The organism is Tenacibaculum sp. IMCC1, assembly GCF_054906355.1.
In genome coordinates this window covers 3,064,619-3,082,356 of record NZ_CM142818.1, presented here as the reverse complement: position 1 = coordinate 3,082,356, position 17,738 = coordinate 3,064,619, and the positions used below count along the sequence as shown (strand labels likewise).

General features: G+C 31.9%; 15 protein-coding genes. 8 read left to right on the top strand and 7 right to left on the bottom strand.

Going from position 1 to position 17,738, the window contains the following annotated elements; all coding sequences use genetic code 11:
• Nucleotides 1-21: 21 nt before the first annotated feature.
• The 4 genes from ACXIHB_RS14390 to ACXIHB_RS14375 form a co-directional block, all read right to left on the bottom strand.
• Nucleotides 22-2,520 carry a M14 family metallopeptidase gene (locus ACXIHB_RS14390; RefSeq protein ID WP_462098509.1) on the bottom strand — a complete coding sequence of 833 codons (2,499 nt, stop codon included), beginning with the start codon at nt 2,518-2,520 and terminating at the stop codon, nt 22-24.
• Between the two features lie 114 nt (nt 2,521-2,634).
• Entirely contained in the window at nt 2,635-3,255 is a 621-nt protein-coding gene (locus ACXIHB_RS14385; protein ID WP_462098508.1) for a thioredoxin family protein, read from the bottom strand.
• A 6-nt stretch (nt 3,256-3,261) separates the two neighbouring features.
• Nucleotides 3,262-3,774, bottom strand: coding sequence for a TlpA disulfide reductase family protein (locus ACXIHB_RS14380; protein ID WP_462098507.1), 513 nt, complete (start codon nt 3,772-3,774; stop codon nt 3,262-3,264).
• A gap of 129 nt (nt 3,775-3,903) precedes the next feature.
• Complete coding sequence (locus ACXIHB_RS14375) at nt 3,904-4,692, bottom strand: S1/P1 nuclease (protein ID WP_167714182.1); 789 nt, start codon at nt 4,690-4,692, stop codon at nt 3,904-3,906.
• Nucleotides 4,693-4,814: 122 nt separating this feature from the next.
• On the opposite strand from ACXIHB_RS14375, the gene ACXIHB_RS14370 reads away from it, so the two are divergent.
• The 7 genes from ACXIHB_RS14370 (at nt 4,815) to ACXIHB_RS14340 (ending at nt 14,158) form a co-directional block, all read left to right on the top strand.
• A complete protein-coding gene (locus ACXIHB_RS14370; protein ID WP_462098506.1) occupies nt 4,815-5,675 on the top strand; it encodes an SPFH domain-containing protein in 861 nt (286 codons plus the stop codon).
• Between the two features lie 159 nt (nt 5,676-5,834).
• Nucleotides 5,835-6,002: a type II toxin-antitoxin system antitoxin gene (locus ACXIHB_RS14365; protein WP_073184483.1), complete on the top strand. Its 168-nt coding sequence runs from the start codon at nt 5,835-5,837 to the stop codon at nt 6,000-6,002.
• Between the two features lie 96 nt (nt 6,003-6,098).
• Nucleotides 6,099-9,293, top strand: a complete 3,195-nt coding sequence (locus tag ACXIHB_RS14360) for a WD40/YVTN/BNR-like repeat-containing protein (RefSeq protein WP_462098505.1) — start codon at nt 6,099-6,101, stop codon at nt 9,291-9,293.
• 45 nt (nt 9,294-9,338) lie between these two features.
• Nucleotides 9,339-11,258, top strand: a complete 1,920-nt coding sequence (locus ACXIHB_RS14355) for an alpha/beta hydrolase family protein (protein ID WP_462098504.1) — start codon at nt 9,339-9,341, stop codon at nt 11,256-11,258.
• A 145-nt stretch (nt 11,259-11,403) separates the two neighbouring features.
• Nucleotides 11,404-12,063 (top strand): DUF2490 domain-containing protein, encoded by a 660-nt coding sequence (locus tag ACXIHB_RS14350; RefSeq protein WP_073184598.1) that lies wholly within the window; start codon nt 11,404-11,406, stop codon nt 12,061-12,063.
• A 42-nt stretch (nt 12,064-12,105) separates the two neighbouring features.
• A complete protein-coding gene (locus ACXIHB_RS14345) occupies nt 12,106-13,413 on the top strand; it encodes a DUF819 family protein (RefSeq protein ID WP_462098503.1) in 1,308 nt (435 codons plus the stop codon).
• A 40-nt stretch (nt 13,414-13,453) separates the two neighbouring features.
• Nucleotides 13,454-14,158 (top strand): DUF4369 domain-containing protein, encoded by a 705-nt coding sequence (locus tag ACXIHB_RS14340; protein ID WP_047790124.1) that lies wholly within the window; start codon nt 13,454-13,456, stop codon nt 14,156-14,158.
• Nucleotides 14,159-14,225: 67 nt separating this feature from the next.
• On the opposite strand, the gene ACXIHB_RS14335 is transcribed toward ACXIHB_RS14340, so the two are convergent.
• On the bottom strand, nt 14,226-15,062 hold the full coding sequence (locus ACXIHB_RS14335; protein ID WP_167714188.1) for a universal stress protein: 837 nt from the start codon (nt 15,060-15,062) through the stop codon (nt 14,226-14,228).
• Between the two features lie 129 nt (nt 15,063-15,191).
• On the opposite strand from ACXIHB_RS14335, the gene ACXIHB_RS14330 reads away from it, so the two are divergent.
• Nucleotides 15,192-16,487, top strand: a complete 1,296-nt coding sequence (locus tag ACXIHB_RS14330) for a hypothetical protein (RefSeq protein WP_239180096.1) — start codon at nt 15,192-15,194, stop codon at nt 16,485-16,487.
• A gap of 30 nt (nt 16,488-16,517) precedes the next feature.
• Here the strand turns inward: ACXIHB_RS14330 and ACXIHB_RS14325 are convergent, their stop codons facing one another.
• Complete coding sequence (locus ACXIHB_RS14325; RefSeq protein WP_159613877.1) at nt 16,518-17,216, bottom strand: sulfite exporter TauE/SafE family protein; 699 nt, start codon at nt 17,214-17,216, stop codon at nt 16,518-16,520.
• Nucleotides 17,216-17,662 (bottom strand): FixH family protein, encoded by a 447-nt coding sequence (locus ACXIHB_RS14320; protein ID WP_047790120.1) that lies wholly within the window; start codon nt 17,660-17,662, stop codon nt 17,216-17,218. The genes ACXIHB_RS14325 and ACXIHB_RS14320 overlap by 1 nt, the downstream gene beginning before the upstream one ends.
• Nucleotides 17,663-17,738: the final 76 nt, after the last annotated feature.

The window sequence follows — 17,738 nt, the reverse complement described above, 5'->3', positions numbered from 1 at the left end:
TCTAACATTTGTAATAATTCTCTACATCAACTTTCCAAAGAAAATAGCATTCATCAATAGTTTATTCGTTCCAAACCAAAAACCTCTAAAATTGGTATTGTCTGTAAAAACGATTACCCTTCCACTACCTAAGCGTCCTGCTTTAAATGGAACGGTGTTTTTCAATTCCTTTAAATTCTCCTTTGAAATATAACCACTCAATAACGGATTATTGGTGTACTGAATTGGGTTGTTATAACTCTTCGCGTCTGCTTGAATGAACTGCTTAGTATTTCTAAATAATGCTATTTTTTCATTCTTGTATCCAAAATTGATTGGGTGAGAACGATCAATCTTCGCTTCAAAAATTGCTCCTCCAATTACTTGCGCTCCCGATTGCAACGAACGATTTTCAAATGACACATCTTTTATAGAATCTATTTTAGTTTTATTAAACTTTACATTAATAAACCCTCTGTTAGACAACCAATTTACTGCATTTCTATACCCGATTAGTACTCCTCCATTACGGACCCATACTTTTAGTCTCTCTACTAAATTCTTATCAATAGATCGACTATTCGGAACAATAATCGTAGTATACTTATCAAGATTTACTCTCGAAGCATAATCGGTATCTAACTTTGTTAGTTTCATATCGTAACGTTGATCTAATAAATGCCAAATTTCTCCTGCATCATAACTCGTTACTCCTTTTCCAACCAACATCGCTACTTTTTGCTTTTTTACAGCTTCAAAGTTTCTACTTCCTAAATCAATTCCTTCATTCAACCCTGTAGATACTCCTTTAATTGCAATATGATTTTCATTGGCTACTTTTCCTAAGAAATCGAACAACTCATTTCCATTTAATTTTTGATTTTGAGCTGGAATAAAAATAGTTCCGTAATCATACGAATTACCATCGTTTACAAACTCTTTCATCGCTACCTTCGCTCGCAATCCTTTTTCTAAAATCGTATTTAACGCTTTAGGTGTACTATACTCATTCCAAGAAAATAAGTAGCCTACACTACTTTTTTGTTGAATTGTTCCTTGTTTTGGTTGTAATTGAGTCACCTCAGCTCCTGCTTTCGATAATGATACATTATCCGCATAATCAACTCCAAATGCATAATTAAAGGTCCAAGCAGATACATCATAAAATAAACTATCTTTAAATGTAGTTCGTACATCAAACATTGCTTTTACCAACCTGTGATTTTTTTGGTTCATAGGTACTACGTAGCTATACCCTTTTTTGAAACGTTTTCCATTCGATGTCAAATCTTCTTTTAACTCGTGGAGTTTTATTTGATGACGTTGTAAAACCTCAGCTAAGTGATTTGTTTTCGTCGCATCTTTTTCATCACCAAATACTATCGCTTTGTTTGTTTCTGAGCTTCTTGAATTTTTATAAAAACCTTGTTGATACTGTAAGATTTTAGTTCGCATGTTTTTAGCAGCTTCTAGTGTTGACAATGCTGCTGTAAACTGATTTCGAATAGTAAATGGAAACGTTAAAACTCCGTTTTCACTTTCTTGTGCATGCCCACGAGAACTTCCTTGTTCAAACAAAATCCCGATTCCTCCATTAATATCTGGAAAAGTTGACCCTTTTCCGTAGTAAAAATCATCAAAACTCTCCTCTGAATAATACGTTGAACCAATTTTATCGAATGCTTTTGCATGATAGGTTGCTATTTCTTTAGTTAACTCCTGATTCATTTTTGGAGTTAACGGATTTGTTCTACTCGGAATTCCTGGTTGGAAAAAAAAGGTAGAATTTGTTCCCATTTCATGGTGATCGGTTAAAATATTAGGTAACCACTTGTGAAAAGTTCTAATTCTAGCTCTACTCTCTGGCAACTGCACAGGTAACCAATCACGATTCATATCAAACCAATAATGATTAGTTCTTCCCCCAGGCCAAACCTCATGATACTCTCTATCATTCGGATCAGGATTAATATTATTTGCCTTATTTGTATTTGCCCAATATGCAAAACGTTGTAAACCATCTGGATTCATTGCTGGATCAAAAAGTATTACTGAGTTATTTAATAATCCCTCTATTTTTTGCCCTTCTGCTGCTGCTAAATAATACGCTGCAGCCAAGGCTGCATTTGAACCACTTGCTTCATTTCCGTGAATTGAAAACCCTTGGTATACCACAATTGGACTATTAGAAACATCTACAGAAGCATCGTTTGTTGCTTTTATATGCTTTTCTCGTATTACTTCTAAATCTTGATGGTTTTTAGAGGAAGTAATTGTTAGCAATACTAAAGGTCTTCCTTCATAAGTTGTTCCTCTGTTTTCAAGCACTACTCTATCTGAAGCATTCGCAAGTGCTTTCATATATTCTACCAACTTATCATGTGTAACATGCCACTCTCCTACTTCATGTCCTAAAACAGATTTTGGAGTGGGAATATTGGAGTTATAAGAAACATTTTTTGGCAAGTAATAATTCAAATCGATAGTTTGAGCCGTTACTGTTGCACTAACAAACAGTAGTGATAGTAATAATTTCTTCATTATTTTCTTGGTTTCATTTTGCGATTGGTTATAAAATTAGGTAATTAATAGCACTAATAGATAAAATCCCGCATAAACCGCGGGATTTATTAGTTTTAAATATTTAACTGTTAATTATCTGTTTCTTTTATCTTTAATAGAGCAACCTATTGCTCTTGTATCAGTTTTTGTTGGTTTTTCTCCTTTTATCAAAGCATCTACAGCATTTTCAACAAAACGTTCTTTTACATTGCTTTCATCACGAGAATTATCGTCAATAGCACCAATATATTCTACAATTAATTTATTATTTTCTTTATTTAAAATATAAACATGTGGGGTTCTTGTTGCTCCATATTTAGGATATACTTTTTGCCCTTCATCAAACAGATAAGGAAATGTAAATCCTTTTTCTTTGGCACGTACCTTCATTGCTTCAAAACTATCTCCTTTTGATACTTCTGGATCGTTCGGATTAATGGCTATTACAGGAAAGCCTTTCTTTTTATATTTTTTATCTAGAGCAATTAATCTATCTTCATTAGCTACAGAATACGGACACATATTACATGTAAACACAACAATAAATCCTTTTGCGTCTTTATAATCTGCCAAAGAAACCATTTTATCATCTATATTTTTTAATGTAAAATCAGAAGCTTCATCTCCTACTTTATAACCTCTAGAGTTATCACTAGTAAATGCTGAAATAGATGCCACCACCAATAACATCAATATTATTTTAATTGTCTTCATAATTATTTAGTTAAAAAAGGTTTGTAATTCGTTTTGTAACTCTACATAGCTAAAAGTTCGTTCGTAAAATTTTCTCTTTTGCCTATTGTAAATTAGGGTTGCTGGTATTGAACCTGACCAGCTTTCTGCAATATCTCTAATCCAAAACTGCTCATTTGAATCTTCAAAATGAAGTATTTTAGATTGTAATTTTTTCTTTTTGATAAATGGTATCAAATTCGTTTCTATTTGCTTAGAAAAATCTAAACTTACCAAAACAACTTCAACATTTTTATCTTTATATTTCTTATGAAGTTTTTCAAAAGCAGGTAACTCTTTTACACAAGGCATACACCATGTAGCCCAAAAATTAACTACATACGTTTTATCATTGCTTTTATGTAAAAATGGTTTTAACTCTTCGTAATTTAACGTAGTAATTTTAACTTTTTTAGATGTGTCCTTTACCTGAGCCTTGGCTGTTGTTCCACTAAAAAAAGCGGTTATTGTAAGTATGAGTAAGAATTTACTTCTATGCATTTTAAAACGATTTCTCTCAAAATTAACTGTTTATCGTATTAAAAAGATAGAATTAACTAAATATTAACAAGAAAAAAGCTCGGAAAATATATTTCCAAGCTCTTCATTTTATCACTGTATTTTGTTGTATTAACAAAAAATTTCATTTAGTAATTTGGCTAAACGCAAACCTCCTTTTTGTAACTGTTCTCTCACTACAGGAAAGTATACATACGAATAACGGTAACGTAAATTCTCTCCTACTTCAGCAGATTTATATACTTCTTTAGTGATCTTATGTGTATCATGTAACCAATCTACAACAGTTCCTTTTTGAATTACTTTGATTTGTTCTTTAGATAAATCTCTTTCATTATCAGCTAATTCAACATAACTCATGTCCCATTTATTAATTAAATCTTCATCCCAAACTCTGTGTAAATTAGAGCCTTTTCCATGCCACTGAACCTGAATTTTATTACCTCCTAAATCTTCTTTTTGCCCAACATGCATCGGTTGATGTAAATCACCTACCAAGTGTACTAGCATTTTTAAGTAAAAACGTTTGTCTTCAATTGAACTATTTTCATCCTTTAACACTTTTATACATTGCTCTATACCAGTAATCATATCTCCTTTCGGATTTTTTTCGGTATCTTCATAACGAGCATCTAACGGCATGTTTACATAATGCCAAGTATAAAACTTTCCATATTTCTTTCTATCAGATTTTATTTCATCTGCAAAAGTAGATACAAATGCTAAGCTCTCACCTTGTAATAATTTTTCAATTTTCTTTCTAGCTTTCTTAGTCAAATGTTTTTCTGCAATTTTTCCAGTAGCTCTGTGACCTGTTGGCCCCCAAACATCTTCGTTATTAGCTATTGATGAAATACTCACTAACAATGCAACTAGTACTATTAAAAATTTTGTTTTCATGAATGGTTTAAATTATAATCGGAAGCTAAATTATAAAATATAATCATCAAAAATTTGGATTTAACAAAAATTAATTTATATCTTTATGATATCATTTTAATATTATTTTAATTAAAACAAATATGAAGGCAGAAAAAATTATCAAACCAGCAAATGGGTACCTAATGTTTTTTATTGTACTTATTCTTTTTATTGGCGGAATCGCATTAGCCGTTAAAACAGAAAATCCAATATTTATATTAATGTCTGTAATAGCATTTATTTTAGCACTGGGCTTTATTTTAGTAAACCCTAATTCTTCAAAAGTTCTATTATTCTTTGGAAAATATGTAGGTACTGTAAAACAAAATGGTTTATACTGGGCTAATCCATTATACAAAAAGAAAACTGTTTCGTTAAGAGCTAGTAATTTTGATAGTGAGCGTTTAAAGGTTAATGATAAACTAGGAAACCCGGTAATGATAAGTACTATTTTAGTTTGGAGAGTTACCGAAACCTATAAGGCTGCTTTTGATGTTGATAATTATGAGAATTTTGTTCGTGTACAAACAGATGCTGCTGTACGAAAACTAGCTAGTATGTATCCATACGACAATTTCGCAGATGAGGGACACGAAGAAGATATTACACTACGTTCTAGTGTAAACGAAGTCAGTGAAGCTTTGGAAAAAGAATTAGAAGAACGATTAGCCATTGCAGGTATTGAGGTTTTAGAAGCACGAATTGGTTATTTAGCCTATGCACAAGAAATTGCAAGTGCCATGTTAAAACGTCAACAAGCTACAGCCATCATTGCTGCTCGACATAAAATTGTGCAAGGTGCGGTGGATATGGTGGACATGGCTTTAGAAGAGCTAAACAAAAAAGAAATTGTGGAGTTAGACGAAGAACGCAAAGCTGCCATGGTTAGTAACTTATTAGTTATTTTATGTGGAGACAAAGAAGCGTCTCCTGTGGTAAATGCTGGTACTTTAAACCATTAAGTTATCAACACAAAATCAATTAACGTGACACAAATAATAACCACCATTATAGTATATATCTTAATTTTTATGATCTCTTTACTATAAATTAAAAGAAATTTGAAATTGTATTTTTGTAACCATTTTTACGTTTCAAAAAACACTATTATAAAACACAACATGGCAAAAAAGAAAGCTTTTGCACTCCGTATTAATGAAGAAATGTTAAAAGCCATTGAAAAATGGGCTTCCGATGAATTTCGATCTACCAATGGACAGATTGAATGGATGCTTATGCAAGCCCTTAAAGAAGCTAAAAGAGAGCCAAAAAAGAAAGAAGAAGAATAACAAATCTTAAGAACTTGTTAAAAAGAACGTCCAATTTTATTGGACGTTTTCTATTTTGTACATTGTACAATCTTAAAATACAAGCAACTAACTCTTATGAAAAACCTTTTTTATCTACTATTTATAACCTTCTCTTGCGCTACTTTTTCTCAAGAATTCTCAATGGATTTAGTCAAAAACATGAAACCAAGAAACATTGGTCCCGGTGGAATGAGTGGACGTGTCACAGCCATTGATGTTGTTGAATCCAATCCTGATATTATGTTTGTTGGTACAGCTTCTGGAGGTATTTGGAAATCTACTTCAGGAGGCATTAAATGGGAACCTATTTTTGATAAAGAAGTAACAGCCTCTATTGGTGCTTTAGCCATACAACAATCAAACCCTAGTGTAATTTGGGCAGGAACAGGTGAGGGAAACCCTCGTAATAGTTTAAATGGTGGTTACGGAATTTTCAAATCTCTTGATGGAGGAAGATCGTGGAAATCGATGGGGTTAGAAAAAACACGTCATATACATCGTGTAGTGATACATCCAGACAATCCAGACATTGTTTACGTTGGTGCTATTGGATCACCTTGGGGTGAACATAAAGAACGTGGTGTGTATAAAACTACCAACGGCGGTAAAACTTGGAAACAAATTTTATTCAATAATAATAAAACCGGTGCTGCAGATTTAATTATGGATCCTTCCAATCCAAACAAGCTAATAGCTGCTATGTGGGAACACAAACGTGATCCTTGGTTTTTTAAATCAGGAGGTAAAGGAAGCGGTTTATACATTACCCATGATGGTGGAGAAAACTGGAAAAAAATTACCGAAAAAGAAGGTTTTCCAAAAGGAGAATTGGGGAGAATTGGAGTAGCAATCGCTCCCTCTAACCCAAACACTATTTATGCTTTGGTAGAAGCAAAGAAAAACGCTTTATATAAAAGTGAAGATGGTGGTTTTTCTTGGAAAAAAATTAATGATAAAAAAGGCATTGGAAATCGCCCTTTTTATTATTCAGAAATTTACGTAGATCCCCAAAACGAACACAAATTATACACTGTTTTTACCTATGTAAATGTTTCTATTGATGGAGGAAAGAACTTTAAGCAACTCATGCCTGCTTATGGTGTTGATAATGGTATTCACCCAGACCATCACGCTTGGTGGATTCATCCTAAAAATGGAAAATTCATGATTGATGGAAACGATGGTGGAATGAATGTTACCAAAGATGGAGGTAAAACTTGGCGTTTTATTGGGAATTTGCCTGTTGCACAATTTTATCATATTAATGTAGATAATGAGTTTCCTTACAATGTGTATGGCGGTATGCAAGATAATGGCTCTTGGCGCGGACCTGCTTATGTATGGAAAGACCAAGGAATAAGAAATTCTTATTGGCAAGAGATTAGTTTCGGTGACGGTTTTGATGTTATTCCAGACAAAGACGACTCGCGTTATGGTTGGTCTATGAGTCAACAAGGTTATGTATCTCGTTACGATTACAAAACAGGTAATAATTACACTGTTCGTCCTACACATCCAGATGCTAACGTGAAACTACGCTTCAATTGGAATGCAGCTATTAATATTGACCCGTTTGATAACAGCACTTTATATTTTGGAAGCCAATTTGTACACAAATCAACCGATAAAGGTTTAACGTGGAAAATAATTTCTCCAGACTTAACTACGAATGATAAAAGTAAACTCAAACAATCAGAAAGTGGTGGGTTAACCATGGACGCTACCGGAGCAGAAAATCACTGTACTATCTTAGTAATTGAACCTTCTCCCCTAGAAAAAGATATGTTATGGATTGCTACGGATGATGGACAAGTACATATTACTAAAAATGGAGGTACAACTTGGACAAATGTTGCCAAAAACTTGAAAGGTTTACCTGAAAATAGTTGGATTACGCAAATAAAAGCATCTAATAAAAATAAAGGAGAAGCTCTACTAGTTGCTAACGATTATCGTCGTTTTAACTATAAACCTTATGCATACAGAACAAAAGATTACGGAGCAACATGGGAACGTATTGTTGATGAAAGCGATGTAAAAAGCTTTACACAATGTATTATCGAAGACCCAATTGAGCCAAATTTACTATTCTTAGGAACTGATGACGGTTTATATATTTCTATCAACGCAGGAAAAAAATGGACAAAATGGACGGAAGGCTTCCCTACTGTTCCTGTAAAAGATTTAGTAATTCACCCAAGAGAGCACGATTTAGTTATTGGCACTTTTGGTAGAGCTGCTTGGGTGTTAGATGACATTCGTCCGTTAAGAGCAATAGCTAAAAACAAAAACATTCTTACCAAAAATATTGAGTTATTCACACCTCCAACAGCATATCAAGCAGCATACCAACAACCCACTGGTAGCCGATTTGGTGCTGATGCTATGTTTAATGGAACTAATAGAAGTCGTGGTGCTTTGGTTCAATTTTATGTGAATAAACCGAAATCAACAAAAAAACCTGAAGTAAAAGGCAAAGATTCTATTAAAAAAGAAGACGAGAATACCATAAAATGGGATTCTATCAAATTTGAAGTTTTTGATGGTAACAGACTTATTAGAACCCTTAAAAGAAAAACTCCCAAAGAAAATGGTATTCATAAAGGTGTTTGGTTTATGAGTGAAAAAGGTGTTGCCAGACCTTCTAGAACTACCAGGAAACAAAAAAGAGAACCTAGAGGTGTTCGAGTAAAACCTGGAATCTATAAAATAAAAGCTTCGTTTGGTAACCAAACATCAGAACAAAATATTACTGTAAAGTTTGACCCTAGACTGCATATTTCTCAAAATGCAATAGATCAAAAACATGCAGCAGCCAAAGATCTAGAAGCTCAGCAAAAAATTATAGCTGATGCAGTAAAACAGTTAGTTGAGAGTAAAAATATTGCAAATAGTTTCAACCAAAAACTATCTAAAAAAGACAAAAAGCTTTATAAAGAATCAATTAAAGATTCTAAAGATATTATTAAGAAAATAGATACACTTTTAGCAGTTTATTTAGGAAAGGTAGACAAAAGACAAGGGATTACACGAAATCCTGAAATGAATGTTATGCAACGTTTAGGAACTGCTAGTAGATATGTGAATAGTAGATTTGGCGAACAAACTTCTACAGAAAAACAGTTAATTATTCAATTTAAAGAAGCTTTAAAACCTGCTTTAGAAAAAACCAATGCTTTCTTTAATAAAGATTGGAAAGAGTATAAGGCAGAAGTTGAGAAAATAGATTTATCTCCTTTTAAAGAAACCAAGCAGTTTAGCTTAGAATAACAAACCCTATCAAAAAAACGAAATTAATAACCCAAACACACACTTATGAAAAAACATTTCTTATTACTTGCCATTGCCGTTTCGGTAATTGCTTGTAAAACGGATAAAAAAGAATCTGTTAAAACCAGTACAGCTCCCAAAAAATATTCTATTGAGCAAATGATGGATAACGAAAACGTTTTTGGTGGAAGTTTTTCTCCTGATAATTCTAAGTTACTTGTAACTAGTAATCGTTCGGGAATCTATAACATGTACACCGTTTCAACATCTGGAGGAGAATTTGAACCTATTACAAAATCAGATAGTTCTTCCGTTTTTGCTACATCTTATTTCCCAAAGGATGAAAGAATGTTATTTAGAATGGATAACAATGGAGATGAAATTTATCATATCTTTTTAAGAGAACTTAACGGTGATATTAAAGATTTAACACCTACTAAAGGTGCCAGAGCAGGCTTTTTTGGTTGGGCTAAAGATGAAAAGAGTTTCTTTTTTACTTCAAACGAAAGAGACAATCGTTTTATGGATCTCTATGAGATGGATGTGGAAACGTTTACTCCAAAAATGATTTATGAAAATAAAGAAGGTTATAACGTAGCAGCAATATCAAACAATAAAAACATACTAGCCCTAAGCAAAACGGTTAATACTAACGATAGTGATTTATTTTTATTTGATAGGACCACCAAAGTAATCACCAAAATCAATCTAACATTGAGCGGTAATTCTGCTGCTGATTTTTCTATCGATAATACAGAGTTCTACTATACAACAGATGCTGAAGGTGAATTTGCTACTTTAATGAAATATACAATTAGTACTAACGAAACAGAAAAAGTATTAGCCAAAGATTGGGATATTTCAGGAAGCTACTTTACAAACAATGGTACCTATAGAGTAACATACATTAATGAAGATGCTAAAAATGTAATTGAAGTTTATGATGTTAAAGCTGGTAAAAATATTGAGCTTCCTAATGTTGATGGAAAAAGTATTACTAGCGTTGGTTTTTCTAGAGACGAAAGTATGATGCGTTTTTATGCTGGTGGTTCTAATACTCCTTCAAACTTATATGTGTATGACTTAAAAACAAAAAAACAAACGCAGCTAACCGATGTGTTAAATAAAGAAATTAATCCTGCTGATTTAGTAAAAGCGAAAGTAATTCGTTACCCTTCTTTTGATGGAGTGACTATTCCTGCAATTTACTATGTACCTCATCAAGCTTCAGAAGATACTAAAGTTCCTGCTTTAGTTTGGGTTCATGGAGGTCCTGGAGGACAATCACGTCAAAATTTCAGTTCTAGAATTCAATATTTAGTAAACCATGGCTATGCTGTTTTGGCTGTTAATAATCGTGGAAGTAGTGGTTATGGTAAAACCTTTTTTACTATGGATGATTTAAATCACGGAGAAAAAGATTTACAAGATTGTGTAGAAGGGAAAAATTGGTTAGCAAAACAACCAGAAATTGATGCTGAAAAAATAGGTATTATTGGAGGATCTTACGGTGGTTATATGACCATGGCTGCTTTAACATACACTCCACAAGAATTTGCTGTTGGTGTAAACATTTACGGAGTTACAAACTGGATGCGCACCTTAAAAAGTATTCCATCTTGGTGGGAATCTTTTAGAGAGGCTTTATATAAAGAACTAGGAGATCCACACTCTGCAGACTCAGTAAGATTGAAAAGAATTTCTCCTTTATTCCATACCGATAAAGTAACCAAGCCATTAATGGTATTACAAGGAGCTAAAGACCCAAGAGTTTTACAGGTAGAATCTGATGAAATTGTAGCTGGGGTTAAGAAAAATGGAGTTCCTGTAGAGTATGTACTATTTGATGATGAAGGACATGGTTTTGTTAAAAAGGAAAATCAAATAGAAGCTAATAGTAAAATCTTAAAATTTTTAGACACCTACTTAAAGAAAGAAGAACCTATAAAAAACGACCAATTATAAATAAACTCGAAGAACTTTAACAATATAACTTTTCATAAAAATTATTGAGTTTATATTTTTGTCAATACAACATAAAATCTCCCGTATATTTATTTATGTGGGAGATTTTTAATATGACAAAGAACTACAACACTATTCTATTATTATGCGAAAATTATTCTTATTAATTGTCTCTTTACTTTCATTAAACAGTTTTTCACAAAATCAACCTGATCCAACCAAAGAATTAGGGGTTTGGTACATGTATAACGGATCACACCAAATTTCAGATAAATTTGGTTTAAAATCTATGGCACATTTTCGCTTTTTTGAAGTTGGAGATGACATGCAGCAGTTTATCGGGCGTTTGGGAGCTAATTATAAGTTCAATAAAAATATCAACGCTACTATAGGGTATGCCTTCTTAAACACTGATGAAACTTTTAATGTTAATGCAGGCGACTTTAACGAACATCGTATTTATGAAGACCTAAATGTAAATCATAAAATAGCTAGTTTAAACCTGGCACATCGTTTTAGAGGTGAACAACGTTTTTTTAAATCAACTACCAGTAATTTCTTTCGATATCAACTTGCATTGGGACATCCTATCAATGAAAAATGGTCTACATACCTATACAATGAAACCTTTTTAGATTTTGAGGGAGAAGCTTATAATCAAAACTGGTTTGGAGCTGGTTTTAAATATAAAGTATCTGACGTAGTTAAGCTTCAAGCAGGATATCAACTAATACATGTAAACGAGGTTGGTAACTTTAATAGAATTCAATTAGGAGTTGCAATAAGTACAGATCATAGAAAATAGAACTAACTAATATTTCATACTTTAGCGACAAATTATTTTTAAATGGAAGCACCTCTTTTTACAAACGATGCAATCGTATTTGGTATTTTAATGATTTCGTTAGGTTTTGTATTTTATACAGAATCAAAAACCTCAGGATTTTGGCCTAAGTTTTATAAAATAGTCCCAGGTTTATTCATGGCTTATTTTATCCCTGCAATATTTACTACTTTAGGAGTTATTTCTCCAGAATGGGAAACTACCAGTGCTGCTGGCGAAGTCGTAAAAAACAAATCACAACTATACTATGTTTCTAGTAGGTTTTTATTACCTGCTGCCTTAGTTTTAATGACATTAAGTATTGACTTAAAAGCTATTTTCAACTTGGGCTCAAAAGCATTAATCATGTTTTTTACAGGAACTGTTGGTATTGTTATTGGAGGACCAATTGCCATTTTATTAATTTCTACTGTTTCACCAGAAACAGTAGGAGGAGCTGGATTTGATGCTGTTTGGAGAGGACTTTCTACCTTAGCTGGTAGTTGGATTGGTGGTGGAGCTAACCAAACTGCTATGCTAGAAATTTATCAATACAATCCAGCTAAATATGGAGGAATGGTGTTTGTTGATATCGTAGTAGCTAATATTTGGATGGCTATCATTTTAATTGGAATTGGTAAAAAAGACAAAATAGACAAATGGTTAAAAGCTGATACTTCAGCTATTGAAGATTTAAAACAAAGAGTTTCTAACTTTACACAAAGTGTAAAAAGAACTCCTACTTTAACCGACTTTATAATTATGCTTGCCATTGCTTTTGGTACTGTTGGTTTTGGTCATTTTGCAGGAGCGTATTTAAGTGACGTTTTTGCTTCGTTAACAGCAACTATGGAATCTCAAACTACAAAAAACATTTTCTCTTTCTTAGGATCAAACTTTTTCTGGTTAATTAGTATATCAACAATTGCTGCTGTTGTTTTATCTTTTACGAAAGCTAAAAATTACGAAGGTGCCGGTGCTAGTAAATTAGGAAGTATTTTTATTTACGTACTAGTAGCAACTATTGGTATGAAAATGGACTTAACTTTAATTTTTGATAACTTTAATTTAATTTTTATTGGTTTGGTATGGATGGCAATTCATGCTGGATTATTAATCTTAGTAGCTAAATTAATTCGCGCTCCATATTTCTTCTTAGCAGTAGGAAGTCAGGCAAATGTTGGTGGGGCTGCATCTGCCCCAATCGTAGCGCAAGCTTTTCATCCATCTTTAGCAACTGTAGGTGTTTTATTAGCTGTTTTCGGATACGCTATCGGTACCGTAGGCGCAATCCTATGTACAATTTTAATGGAAATAGCCTCAAAAGTTTAGGAGAAATCTGCATATTTGCAACAGACAAATTTTGAATTCAATGAAGAAAATTATTGCTCTTTTCGCAATTGCACTTGTTGCTTTTGCTTGTTCCTCTAAAAAAGAAGGAAACATGGTTGTTAAAGGTCAGATTAAAGGATTAAAAAAAGGTACTTTATATCTTCAAAAGATGAAGGACACATTATTGGTATCTGTTGATTCTATGGCGTTGTTAGGTGATGATAAATTTATATTAACAGATAATGTTGAGTCTCCTGTAATGTATTACTTAACTTTTGATGGTAATACAACAGATAAACACATTATGTTTTTTGGGGAAGAAGGTGAAATTACCATCAACGATAAAATTGAAGAGTTTGGTTTTAAACCTGAAATTAAAGGTTCTAAAAATCAAGAAGTAATGAATGAGTATCGTAAAATAAACCAACGTTTTATGGAGCAACGTCTAGATTTTGTAAAAAAAGAAGTAGAAGCTCGTCAAGCTCAAGATGAGGTACAATTAGAACAAGTAGAAGCAGATTATAAGAAAATGGTACGTCGTCGTTTCTTATTCTCTACAAACTTTGCTATTGCAAACGCTGATAGTGAAGCTGCACCATACATTGCATTATCTGAACTATATGATGCTAACATTCAGCTTTTAGATACTATTAATAATAGCTTAACTGATAAAGTTAAAAATTCTGAATACGGTAAACGTTTACAAAAGTTTGTAGATGATATAAAAACTAAAGAAGGAAAGTAAATATTCTTTTCTTTAAAAGAAGTAAAAAAGCTCATTCAGTTTGAATGAGCTTTTTTACTTTTATATTCTAAATTTTAAAAGACAATACTGGTAACTTACTGTGATTGGCAATATCTTCTGAAATACTACCTTCAAAAAAGTGTGCTATTCCTTTTCTACCATGCGTAGCTACTACTAAAACATCTGAGTTTATTTTGTCTGCATAATAGAACACTCCCTTTTCTACAGAATAATCAGAAATTATTTTTACTTTATGAATGTTTTCATCATAACTTTCATTTGTTTGATTAAAAAAATGCTTCATTCTTTCTTCTAACTCTTCGGTGCTTTTAAACTTAGACGTTGGTGTACTTACATATACCAGCTCCATATCTGCATTAAACTTCTTAAGAAACTCTTTCGCTTCCATATATGGTTTTACATCGTCATCAGAAAAATCACAAGCAAACAGTATCTTTTCTATCTGTTTTACTATCGGTTCCTCTTTTATTACTAATACAGGTACATGCGCATAACGGATTACCTTTTCTGTATTAGAACCAATAAACATTTCTTTTAAACCACTAGCTCCTTTAGATCCCATAACAATCAAATCTGCTCCTTCATTTCTTGCCAACTGGTCTATTTCGCTAAAGATTTTAAAATGCTTTATAATTGGGGTTACTTTTATACCCGATAAATACTCTTTCTCTAAAAATTCTGCTAACTTTTTCTCAGACATTTGTAAATAAAACAACATTTCTTGTTGTAAATAACTTTCTGATCTACTTAAAACAGCATTAGATAACTCAAGCATATGTACTACCAACACCTCAGCGTCTGACTTTTTTGCTAAAAAAGCTGCTGTTTGTAAAGCATTTTCAGAATATTCAGAAAAATCAACTGGGACTATAATTTTTTTCATGATTAATTACTTTTAGGTTCTACGTCTTCTATAAAGTTACCTAAATTTTGTCAGTAAAGCTATGATTTTTGTCACTTTATAAACCACTATATATTCTATACATTTGCTTTCTTAAATTTTACATTTGTTATGGATAAAAACTCTTCTAAATTTGTAGGCGTTGTTGTACGTGCCTTTATTTCTTTAATGGTCGTTTCTATTTTAGGTATTTTATTAAAGTTTTTTATTACCATACCCAATCGTATTTTTTTTAATAGATCTATAGCATATACTAGTACACATTATTCATATAAACCAGGACAAAATGGATGGACTTTTGATTTTTTTGTATTAAACAATGATGGTTTATATGTAGCCTTACCCTTACTTCTAGTGATTTTTATTGCTTTAGTTTTTTACTTTGGAGTATTTTCTGCTATTGCAACATTTTTAAATTTTAAAGCACAAAACACGCAATTAGCCAAAAGAGATTTTATTTTAACACTACTTGTTGTTAGCTTCTACTTTATGCCCAAATACATAAATATTGATTCTTTTTTAAACATCAATGAAAGAGGTGATTATGTACTTAAAGAGCGCATATATAATCCTAATAATGAAATTTGGGAAATAGGTGTTCAAAAAATAAGAGGTAACTATATTAAAGAACATAAAACCGTAAGCAATGACTCTTCATTTTTAGTTGTAAGAAAATTTAACACTAAAAAAATAGATACAGTTTTATTTGAAAAATTAGTTATTCCAGGCAATAATGTTTACGTTTTTAGTGCAAAAGATACCTTATGGTTATTTGAAACTTCTAATAATTATATAAAAGCTTTTAACATGGTTAACAGCAACATGGTTATAAAAAACAAAGAAGACTTAAACCGTATGATGCCCAAAAAACATCAAAAAAGTGGTATTGCCGAATTAAGTTATTCTCCTGCTCAAAAAAATAGTGTCTATGTAAAAACTAATTACGGTGAGGTGTTATACTTGCATACAGATGATAATTTAATTACTGATAGATACAAATACACTAACAGCACATACTATCTAAGACGCATAAACGAACATAGATATAAATTATATGCAAAAAAGAAACAGCTAGCTACTACCTTACAAGAAACTATCTTTTTAAATGCTGAAATTATTTCTTATAGAAATAATGTTGTTGTTATTAGACACAAAGTCAACATAAAAAAAGAAACTCCTTATATCATTTCAGCATATGATACTATAACAGGAAATAAACTATGGGATTTTAATGAAGAAAACAATCCTTTTTTAAATAATGCTTATGGTAAAGTTACTGTGAATGCAACTTTTTTACCAAACAAAACAATTCTTAGTTTTTATGATGTTTTTACATTAAAAGGAAATGTAATAATAGACAATCAAGGAAACTATATAAAACAGGAAATTAACATAACCAACTATTAAACAAGTTTTTTACACTTTTCAAAATTATGATTAATGGCAACCTTCAACTGAATTATGAAGATCAGATACAGGAAGTGGAGAAACATAAGGTATTCCTAACCCTAGTCCTCTAAGAATAAACAATACTCCAATAATAATTACAACATAAGGTATTGCTTGTTGAATTCTTTTTCGCACCAAACCATTTGCAAAATTCCCTACATAAACCACTGCTGTCATTAATGGTATTGTTCCTAATCCGAAGAGAAACATATATATACTTCCTGATAACATATTAGTTGTACTCAACGCTCCAAAAACTGCCATATAAACTAATCCACAAGGCAAAAATCCATTTAGAAAACCGATGGTAAAAAAAGTATCATTTCCTTTTTTCTTTAATTCTTTCCCTAAAGAAGACTTTACTTTCATTACCAATTTATTTATTGGATTTGAAAAGTTATATTTCTGAAAAGTTTTAGGTATTAAAACTGCAAAAATCATTAATACACCAACAATAATTGATAGTTGTTGCTGAAACCCAAAAAAATAAAACCCTTTACCTAGTAAACCAAATAAAAAGCCTATTAAACTATAAGTAAATAAGCGTCCTAAATGATAACTAGTTATTTGAAAAAACTGTTTTACTTTATTCGTTCTGTCTACAGGTAACATAAAGGCTATAGGACCACACATGCCTATACAGTGAAAACTACCTAATAAACCAAATATGATTGCTGAAAGAAACATTAAAACACTAACTCTTTCTGAAATAAATAATCTTTATTTTTGTAGTTCCAGGAAACTGTTATGTTCCAACGACCACCCAACAAACGTTTCTCAGGCACGAGCAAATATGTTTCGGAGATCGAAATAGGTATTTCGAAATCCAATTGTTTATCAGATGGTCTGTATAGGAACACTTTTCCTTTTATATCTTTAGGGTTAAAGTCCGTTGGAAAATGGACTTTAATTCCTTCAGTTACTTTTTCTATTTTAATATTCTTTTTTAATGCTTTCGCATTTTTAGTAGCATCTAATTTGTTCTGAAATTCTAATTCTTGTTGGTAGTATTTTTCAGTTACTAAATCGTGATTAAAGTTTTTACCTGTACTCATCGTAATTACGAAATACATAATAAAGCCTATAAATCCTATTATTGCTATTACTATACCCGTGCCCCAGTTTAGTTTCATTTTAATTTGTTTTTAGTCTTTGGTTCTTAATCTTTATTCATACTTACTCCTAAAAGCTAATGAACTTTAGACTGAT